The organism is Halorubrum sp. SP3 (assembly GCF_005435195.1).
GTDB lineage: Archaea > Halobacteriota > Halobacteria > Halobacteriales > Haloferacaceae > Halorubrum > Halorubrum sodomense.
This window is the reverse complement of record NZ_SGTU01000586.1, coordinates 1-289: the sequence shown is the minus strand read 5'-3', so window position 1 is coordinate 289 and position 289 is coordinate 1. Positions and strand designations below refer to the sequence as shown.

1 protein-coding gene is annotated in these 289 nt (G+C 69.6%); it reads right to left on the bottom strand.

The genetic code is table 11. The annotated features are described in order from the left end of the window. Positions 1 to 289: extracellular solute-binding protein (locus EXE42_RS17670; RefSeq protein WP_137707121.1), on the bottom strand; the 289-nt coding region annotated here is incomplete at both ends.

The following is a 289-nucleotide window of genomic DNA, read 5'->3' as shown; positions in this document are numbered from 1 at the left end:
AGAAGCCCTCGGTGATGTCGCTGAGCGGCCACCCGGTGCCGTTCCCGGAGGCGATGGGCGCGTCGACGCCGTCGATGGCGGCGATGTCGTCGAGCAGCGTCATGAACTCGTCCCAGCTCTCGGGCTCGGAGAGGCCGTGCTCGTCGAAGAACGACTTCCGGTACCAGAAGCCCGGCTTGAGGTCCATCTTGAACGGCGCGGCGTACACGTCGCCGTCGACGGTGACCCGCGAGGGGTCGACCGCGAAGTCGTCCGCGTTCCAGGCGTCGCCGACCGGCGCCAGGTGGCC